Genomic DNA, 8112 nt, shown 5'->3' on the forward strand with positions numbered 1-8112 from the left:
CACCCGCAGGAGAAGCCTCCGAAGCAGCCCCCTCGATCCGAGTGAAGCCGGTACCGAAGATCACCACGAAGAAGGCGGCCCCCGAGGCCGAGAAACCCAAGACCAAGACCTCCAAGACCTCCAGGGCCGCCAAGGCCGCCAAGACCAAGGCGGCGAAGAAGGCCGCTTCCGCCAAGACCCCGCCCCCGATGGCCACGACCGCGAAGGCCGTGGACCGTCGTGAGCCGATCAAGGTCAAGGCGGCTCCGCGGACCCAGTACGCCAAAGCGATCGTCGTGGAGTAGTCGTGGCGGTGAATGCTGACGGGAAGTCGTCCGATGATCTGACCGCGGCACGAGAGTTGGTTCGCACGGCGGCGAAGTGGTTCGTCGCCGGCTTGGGTGCCATCGGCGTCGTGCTCGTGGCGGGAAGCCAGCTGTCCAGTGTCGGTTCGCTGCCACCGAACTCGATCCGGCTCTACCTTGCCATCACGGGAGTGCTGGTCGGGCTGCTGGCCATCCTGTGGGCGATGTGGAAAGTGGTCGACGTCCTTGCGCCTCGACGGTGGACGTTCGAGGACCTGATCGAAGAATGGGAAGCGACTCCGCAATCGCAAAACCGGACCAAGAAGTCGAAGAGTCGATCCCCCTATTCCGTCGGCCGGTTTCTCCGGGAATCAACGCTCTCGCTGGGCGGCTTCGCGTCTCCCGTCGAGATCAAGCGGATCTACGACGAGTCGGAGCCGGATCGTGATGGGCTCGACGATCTCGTGGCGTTGATGGACGACCTCCTGGACAAAGCCGCGACCGTGGATCTCGACCATCGGTTCCACATTCTTCGCCGGCACATCGCCGGCGGCATGCTCGTCGGCGCGGCCGGCATCATCCTGTTCGCCTGGGCCGCGAACCCCGCCAAGGCGGAGCAACCCGCGCCCTCGCTGCGCAACGCGAACCTCCGGGGCGCCGACCTGCGTGGGGTTTCCCTTCGCAACGTGGACCTCACCGGTGCGGACCTGACCAACGCCACCCTGCGAGGCGCGGATCTCCGCGGCGCCGTGACGGACAAGACGATCTGGTCGCACACCATCTGTCCCGACGGAACGGACAGCGATGCCCGGGCGCGGCCCGATTCCTCAGGCCGGCCGGCCGGCGCCACCTGCATCGGTCACCTGACGCGATGAGGGGCCGCGCCTACATGAGCCAGGGGTCCATGCCGGAGCTGCCGCGGGGCGGGTCGGTGAGGGCCGGGGGAGGCGGGCGGCGTTTGCGGATCAGGTTGACCGCCCAGCCGGTCACGTAGCCCGCCAGGCCCGGCACGCCGGCGCCCAGCCGGATCCAGTCGCGGCGGGACGGTCCGGTCGGGATGTCCCTGGGCAGCGACGGGATCGCCACCAGCCAGGTCGGCAGGCCCAGCAGCCGCGCGGTCCGGCCGAGGCGCTCCGACTCGATCGTGCTCTCCGGGTCGAGCTCCTCACCGAGCACCTCGGCCAGGTCGTCGCCGGCGTCGGGCCGCTCGCACAGCGCCGCGATGACGTGGGCGTTCTCGTCGCCGACGGTGATGGCCAGCACGTCCTCCTCGGCGTCCGGCTCGAGGGACGGGTCACTGACGTACCGCCCGGCCTCCTCGCCCTCCGCCCACGCGACGAGCGCCAGCTGCCGGTCCTTGAGCACACGGATCGCCAGCACCGGCGCGCCCAGCCCGGCCAGCGCCTCGCCGACGCCGATCACCCCGCGCCGGCCGCCCGCCACGGTCCCCTCACCGGACGCGGTCACCACCGGCAGCCAGCCGTCCACGGGCGCACGGGCGACCCAGCCGCTGAACCTGATCGACCGCAGCGCGGGCAGCACGCCCTCGCCCCCGCGCACCAGCACGACCGCGTACGAGTGGCCGGCCGGCCCGCCCACCTCGTTGCTGCTCGCGTAGACCGGAAACACCATGAACTGCATGATCCCGCGCCACGCCCGAGACGGCAGCGCGAAGATAGGGGAAGTCCACCGAGGGGAGCACCACATGCCACAGCCGGAAGGCGCCGAGCTCGACGCCGTGCGCGAACGCCGCAACGCATTGCGCGATCAGTACCTGCGACCGCTCGCCGAGCGCCCGGCGAGCACCGCGCGGGGCATCCACCACGCCGCGCTGATCTGCCGCGACGTCGAGGCCACCATCCGCTTCTACCAGGAGTTGCTCGGCTTTCCGCTGGTCGAGCTGGTGGAGAACCGCGACTACACCGGGTCCAGCCACTTCTTCTTCGACGTCGGCAACCGCACGCTGCTCGGCTTCTTCGACTTCCCCGGCCACGACCATCCGGACTTCCAGGAGACCATCGGCGGCGTCCAGCACATCGCGCTGTCGGTGAGCCCGGAGCAGTTCACCGCCGCCAAGCAGCGCCTCGACGCGGCCGGCATCGAATACCTCGGCCCGGACCGCGGCATCGAGGACAGCGTGTACATCCGCGACCCCAACGGCGTCGGTATCGAGCTCTACCGTGAGGAACTGGCCATCTTCGAGGGCACCAAACTAGTCAATTGACGATCATCTTGGTAGTTTCTCGCACCGGTGGAAAACGACGACAAAGCGAGTTCGGCCGCCGGCCCGGTCAAGGGCGGTGGCGGGGCTGACGACGGCCGGCAGATGGCCTGGCTGATCGGCGCCGGGCTGGCGCTGCTGGTCGCCGTCATCACGACGATGGTGGCGCTGTGGCCCGACGCCGACGAGTCGTCCTCCGCCGCCGCGCCGGCCGACTGGCCCGCCGCCTCGCGGCGGGCGTCCGATTCGCCGGCGGCGGTGCCGGCCTCGACCCCGGCGCCGTCCACGTCGGCGTCTCCGTCGTCATCACCCAGCCAGACGAAGTCGCCGCCGCCGACGACCAGCGCCCCGGCGAACCCCACCCCCACCCCGGGCGTGCCGACCGGCGGGACCAGCCGGCCGCCGACCCTCCCGCCGCCGCCGGCCGCCGACCGCACCGGCACGGTGGAGGGCGGGGAGGGCTGCCTCGACGTCACCGGGGGAACCATCATCATCGGCACCGGGCTGGCCGTCCGCCGCTGCGACGGCACCTCGACGCAGCGGTGGACCCTGGCCTCCGACGGGACCTTCCGGGCGGTCGGCCTCTGCGCGCAGTCGGCCGGCGACGCGGTCCGCCTGCAGACCTGCGGGGTCGACGGCACCCTGCAGTGGCGCGTCGGGGAGGGCGGCACGCTGGTCAACTCCGCCGCCGGCCGGTGCATGACCCGCTCGGGCAGCGGGGTGCGGCTGGCGGCGTGCGGCGCGGACGGGCAGGGCTGGAAGCTGCCGTAGGGCTCGCCCGTCAGGCCGGGCCGCGGAGCTTCTGGAAAAGGTCGCCGAAGATGGCGTCGCGGTCGGCCCAGAGCGCCTCCCGGATCATGTGCCGGGTGGGGTCGTGGCTCCAGTGCCGGCGTCGGTGAGCAGTGGACTGTGCACGACCGCGGTCGGGACCCACTCCTCGTTCACCAGCCGGGCCACCACGCCCAGATCCCACAGCACCTTCGACCTGGCGAAGTGGTCGGGGTATTAGCACGCGCGAGGCGGCCATGTCCTGGGAGACGTTGAACTCCACGGCCTTGTGCCAGTAGCGCGGGTTGCCGCCGAGCCACACCACCACGACGCGCTCGGCGATGTCGGGCGCCGCCGGCAACGCAGCCGCGACGTTGGTCGGCGCGCCGATGGCGAGCACATGCAGCGGCTCGTCGGGCGAGGAGGAGCGCGCCCGGCCGATGAGGTCCTCCGACGCCGGGCTCGGCTCGGCGGGGACGGCGCGAGCGGCCCGGTCATCGGGCCAGCCTAGAACAAGCGTGCGGCTTCTCTGATTTGTGTGTGCGCTGGACGCTCTCAGAGGATCTTGACGTTCGGTTATGTCTGGCACTGTTCGGCGATAGTCGGCACTGTTGCGAGCACATGCCAGTTGCTACCTGATGTAAGCAAGGAGCCCACGCCGATGTCGTCCACAGCAGGCGAGCTCGTTACTGAGGTGTTGGAGTACGACGGCGGACGTCAGGTCACCGCGTACGTCCCGGCGGCTGCGCCCGAGGCGATCGTCTTTGCCGGTGACGGCCAGTTGATCACGTCGTGGGGAGCGGCTCTGGAGGCCGCCGATCTAACGCCCACGATGATCATCGGCGCGCACCGGCTGGAGGACGAGACACTGCGGCTGCACGAGTACTCACCGGGCCGCAGCACGGACGCGTTCACCTTCGACCCGCAACGGTTCGCGGCACACGAGAAATTCTTCGTCGAGGATGTACGCCGATGGGCGGCGACCCGCCTGGGCACCAAGCTGCCGGCCGACCGAACTGCGGCGTTCGGTGTGTCCGCCAGTGCAGAACTCGCGCTGGCCATGGGGCTTCGTCATCCCGACATCTACGGCGCGGTCTTCTGCGCCTCGCCCGGTGCGGGGTACCAGCCACCCGCCGTGCTACCCAGCAGGCTCCCACGCACCTACCTCGTCGCCGGCACCAAGGAGCCGTTCTTCCGTAACAATGCGACCCGGTGGGCGAGAGCGCTGCGTGGTGCGGGTGGCGAAGTTGTCCTGACCGAACGGGTCGGCTCGCACGGCGACGCGTTCTGGAAACAAGAGTTTCCGCTGATGGTGGCTTGGGCGTTCGGACACTGACCCGCCCGACTCCCGCTGAGGGCACAAACGATGGTCACGTTGCCGTCGTTCGTTGATCAACTCGTGCGACTCACCACAGCATTCAACCGGATCCTTCGGCTCTCCGGGGCGACAGCGCAGTCGGCGGCGTTCACCGAGCAGGGGTGGAGTGACCCTAGATCTACCCACGGAATCCTGAGTAGCCGCACAAGCGTCCCCTTCTCAGCCCGCACACGAGATGCGAGCGGCCGCCCAGTCGGCGTGGTCGTGGGCGTTGCCGTCGCCCGCATCCTCGACCCGCAGCTCGAGCGAGCCCGCGCCGCCGAGGTCCACGTCGACCGGTGCCGCCCCCGCGCCGCCCGTCACCCGGCCGGAGTCCCAGACCTTCGCGCCGTCCAGCCATGCCGAGAAGACGACCGTCCCGTCGCTGCCCGTCTCGTCGTCCACGCCGGCGTCCGCCCGCAACCGTGTGCAAGCCCCGCCCAGCGGCACGGTCACCCGCGAAAGAGCATGCACCCCAAGACCTTTCGGGTACGCGCGCCCCGCGATCGTCAACGGCTCGCCGTCCCCGGCCGCCTCCTCGCCGTTGGACATGTCCCGCTCCACCGACCCCCACCCGTTGGTCACGGCCTCGAACGGCCGGTCGCTCACCCACGACCAGCCCGGCGGCAGCGGCGTCGCCACCTCGGCCGACGCGGTGGTGGTCGTGACGAAGCCCTCCGGCGTCCGGCTCACTACGGTCGCGGTCAGCGGGTGGCTGCCCACATCGGTGCCGGCCGGCGCGGTGACCTGGAAGGTGGCCGTGCCGGGGCCGTCGAGCGTCGCGGTCGCCGGGGTGACGGTCCAGCCGGCCGGAGCGGCGAGGGTGACGGTGGCGGAGGAGATCTCGCAGCCCGCCGCCACGGCCACGCCCACGGCCGCCGGGGTGCCCGGCGTGACGGTTTCCGGCGCGTCGATCGTCACGGCCGGCGGGCACGGCGCCGGCACGTCCGAGTCGGGCACGCCACCGTTTCGGGCCTCCGCATCGGTCAGCGGCCGCAACACCAGATCCTGCGCGTAGGGGCGGTCGGCCGGGAGGCGGAACGGCGCGAGGACCGAGTTCGGCGTCTCGCCCATGCCGGTCTCGCCGGCCAGCGCGTGCAGGGTCGCCCAGCCGCGGTTGCGGACCAGGGGGAGCTGGTGGTCGTACTCGGCCCGGTCCAGGTCGTCGTACTGGGTCACGCTCACGTCGTTCATGCCGCCGACGAGCAGGCCGTCGCGGCCGTCGGTGAGCGCGGCCCAGCGGGCGTCGGTGTGGTTGCCGTACGCCTGCGGCCGGGAGTAGCGCACGTACTCGTCGGCCACGGTGCTGCGGTAGACGCCCATGGCGGCGCCGCTCTTGCGGTCGTTGTACGTCTCCTGTGGACCGCGCGCGTGATAGGCGAACTGCTGCATCGCCTGCGGGACGCGCATCGACAGACCGACCCGCGGCAGGTAGGGCAGCGCCGCCGTGCCCGCCCCGGACGGCGTGACCTCCTGGCGCAGCGAGATCGTGCCGCGCCGGTCGATCCGATAGGTGAGGGTCTGGTCGAAGGCGATGCTGATCCCGGTGTACCGCTCGGTCACCCGGACCACGGCGGCGTCCGGGGCGGACTCGCCGGCGACGGACGTGGTGGTGCGGCGCAGCGCGTCCAGGCCGACGTCGTGCCAGACGCGGCGGTCGTCGGTGCCCCAGTCGTACGTCTCGTTGCTGGTCGGCGGGCGGATCACGGCCAGCACCGGCCCGCCGCGCAACAGTTCGCGGCCACCGGCGCGCATCGAGGTCAGCACGCCGCCGTCGAAGCGGTAACGGAAGCCGTCGCCGGTGACCGTGATGCCGTTCTCGTCGGAGCTCGACCGCGGCGCGCCGCGCACGGGCAGCGGAAGGACGCCGGGGACCGCCCGGCCGCCGGCCGTGAACTGACCGCTGCCCAGCACCCAGGTCCGGTCCCGGGTGCTGTACGCGGTGACGGTGAGGAAGCGTTCCCGGTCGCCGGGGTTGGGGGCGGCCGCCACCGGGATGTCCGCGGACGCGCCGGGAGCGAGGGTCACCGTCCGGGTCCCGGCGCGGAGGGTTCGCTCCTGCTCGGTCAACCGCCAGCGAACGCGCGTCCCGAGCGTGCCGGCCTGCTGCTCGTTCGTCACGCGCACGGTGGTGGGATCGACCCGGGTGACCCGGATCGGCGCCTGCGCCCAGGCCATCTCGGCGGTCTCCGGCTGCAGGTAGCGGTCGGAGCCGACCAGGCCGTCGGTGCCGGACAGGCTGATCCCGAGGCTGAGGAAGTCCCCGCGGCGCTGCACCCGGTCGAACTCGAGGGCGAGGACCGGCTCGTCGCCGCTGCCGTAGATGCGCGCCCAGTCGATCTGGCCGTGCCCCGTGCGGGCGTTCCAGAGGTCGTTGTCCTGCTGGGTCTCGGCGTTGCGGCCGATGTTGACCTCGAAGAGGCCCGGGTCGACGGCACCCGGCCTGGCGGCGCTCGCGGCCTGCACGCCGTCGATGAACAGTCGCAGGGTGGACCCGTCGAAACTGCCGGAGACCTCGTGCCAGTTGTCGTACCAGTCGGCCGGCACGTCCGCCGCGACCGTTGTCCAGCCGCCGATGTCGGCGCCGAACTCCAGGGTGTCCCGGTCGCGCATCTGCAGCGCGTACCCCAGGCCCTTGGTCAGGATCGGGAAGCTGCCCGACCACGCACCCGGCTTGACGCGCGCCGCCAGGCGCAACGGACCGGTGATGTCGAACTTCTGGTCGCGGAAGACGTCGACGAAGTCGTCCAGCCCGGACAGGTCGATCACGCCGTCCCGCACCGACGGCTTGCCGACCAGGAAAGCGTGGTCGTTGAGCATCTGGAGCGGCTGGCGGAGGTTCTGCTCGGCCCAGTCCCAGATGAAGCCGCCCTGCATCGACGGATATCGGCGGGCGAGCGCCCAGAACTGGTCGAAGTTGCCCAGGCCGTTGCCCATCGCGTGGGCGTACTCGCCCATCACGATCGGCTTGGCGCTGCTCACCGTGCGGGCCTCCAGCCGGGCCGGCGTGGGATAGCGCGGGCCGTCCACATCGGCGAACGGCGCGTCACCGTCGGGGCTGTTCGACTGGTGGTACAGCAGGCGGGTCGGCTCGTTGGCGTCCGCCAGGCTGCCATCGCGTAGTGCGCCGCGCCCAGCCCGGCCTCGTTGCCGGTGTCCCAGAAGATGACGCTCGGGTGGTTCTTGTCGCGCTCGACCATGGCCCGGAACCGGTCGGCGAACGCGGCCTGCCACTCCGGCCGGTCGGCCAGGCAGTTCGACGGGCAGCTCTCGTGGTTGTGCGTCTCGATGTCCACCTCGTCGTCGATCCACAGGCCCCGCTCGTCGGCCAGGTCGTAGAAGTAGGGGTCCGACGGGTAGTGCGAGGTGCGGACGGCGTTGACGTGCAGGCGCTTCATCAACGCGACGTCCTTGCGCATCGCCGCCCGCGTCACGTGCCGGCCGGTGTCCGGGTCGGTCTCGGCGCGGTTCACCCCCTTGAT

9 protein-coding genes are annotated in these 8112 nt (G+C 71.3%); 5 read left to right on the forward strand and 4 right to left on the reverse strand.

Translation table 11 applies throughout. From position 1 onward, the window contains the following. Both AB0M20_RS16305 and AB0M20_RS16310 read left to right on the forward strand, forming a co-directional pair. The coding region (locus tag AB0M20_RS16305) for a hypothetical protein (protein WP_364298792.1) at nucleotides 1-284 on the forward strand (284 nt) is incomplete at its 5' end. Nucleotides 285-340: 56 nt separating this feature from the next. Continuing rightward, on the forward strand, nucleotides 341-1159 hold the full coding sequence (locus tag AB0M20_RS16310) for a pentapeptide repeat-containing protein (protein WP_364298794.1): 819 nt from the start codon (nucleotides 341-343) through the stop codon (nucleotides 1157-1159). A gap of 10 nt (nucleotides 1160-1169) precedes the next feature. Here AB0M20_RS16310 and AB0M20_RS16315 read toward each other — a convergent pair whose 3' ends face one another. Continuing rightward, nucleotides 1170-1916, reverse strand: a complete 747-nt coding sequence (locus tag AB0M20_RS16315) for a hypothetical protein (protein WP_364298796.1) — start codon at nucleotides 1914-1916, stop codon at nucleotides 1170-1172. A 73-nt stretch (nucleotides 1917-1989) separates the two neighbouring features. Here AB0M20_RS16315 and AB0M20_RS16320 point away from each other — a divergent pair, with 73 nt between their 5' ends. Beyond that, complete coding sequence (locus tag AB0M20_RS16320) at nucleotides 1990-2508, forward strand: VOC family protein (protein WP_364298798.1); 519 nt, start codon at nucleotides 1990-1992, stop codon at nucleotides 2506-2508. Nucleotides 2509-2535: 27 nt separating this feature from the next. Further along, nucleotides 2536-3276: a ricin-type beta-trefoil lectin domain protein gene (locus tag AB0M20_RS16325; RefSeq protein WP_364298800.1), complete on the forward strand. Its 741-nt coding sequence runs from the start codon at nucleotides 2536-2538 to the stop codon at nucleotides 3274-3276. A 10-nt stretch (nucleotides 3277-3286) separates the two neighbouring features. Here the strand turns inward: AB0M20_RS16325 and AB0M20_RS16330 are convergent, their stop codons facing one another. Next, nucleotides 3287-3862, reverse strand: coding sequence for a nucleoside hydrolase (locus tag AB0M20_RS16330; protein ID WP_364298802.1), 576 nt, complete (start codon nucleotides 3860-3862; stop codon nucleotides 3287-3289). A 72-nt stretch (nucleotides 3863-3934) separates the two neighbouring features. On the opposite strand from AB0M20_RS16330, the gene AB0M20_RS16335 reads away from it, so the two are divergent. Further along, the gene (locus AB0M20_RS16335; protein ID WP_364298804.1) at nucleotides 3935-4609 is read left to right on the forward strand and encodes an alpha/beta hydrolase-fold protein; all 675 of its coding nucleotides are present in this window, start codon (nucleotides 3935-3937) and stop codon (nucleotides 4607-4609) included. A 201-nt stretch (nucleotides 4610-4810) separates the two neighbouring features. Here the strand turns inward: AB0M20_RS16335 and AB0M20_RS16340 are convergent, their stop codons facing one another. Both AB0M20_RS16340 and AB0M20_RS16345 read right to left on the reverse strand, forming a co-directional pair. Beyond that, entirely contained in the window at nucleotides 4811-7660 is a 2850-nt protein-coding gene (locus AB0M20_RS16340) for an NPCBM/NEW2 domain-containing protein (RefSeq protein ID WP_364298806.1), read from the reverse strand. Continuing rightward, on the reverse strand, nucleotides 7609-8112 hold a 504-nt coding region (locus AB0M20_RS16345; protein ID WP_364298808.1), incomplete at its 5' end, for a glycoside hydrolase family 2 TIM barrel-domain containing protein. The genes AB0M20_RS16345 and AB0M20_RS16340, both read right to left, overlap by 52 nt.

The sequence above is a fragment of the Actinoplanes sp. NPDC051633 genome (genome assembly GCF_040681735.1).
Classification (GTDB): domain Bacteria; phylum Actinomycetota; class Actinomycetes; order Mycobacteriales; family Micromonosporaceae; genus Actinoplanes.

What these genes read in the sequence shown, in the direction of transcription:
- AB0M20_RS16335 (WP_364298804.1), top strand. Translation starts at nt 3,935, where the DNA reads ATGTCGTCCACAGCAGGCGAGCTCGTTACTGAGGTGTTGGAGTACGAC.
- AB0M20_RS16315 (WP_364298796.1), bottom strand. Translation starts at nt 1,916, where the DNA reads ATGGTGTTTCCGGTCTACGCGAGCAGCAACGAGGTGGGCGGGCCGGCC.
- AB0M20_RS16320 (WP_364298798.1), top strand. Translation starts at nt 1,990, where the DNA reads ATGCCACAGCCGGAAGGCGCCGAGCTCGACGCCGTGCGCGAACGCCGC.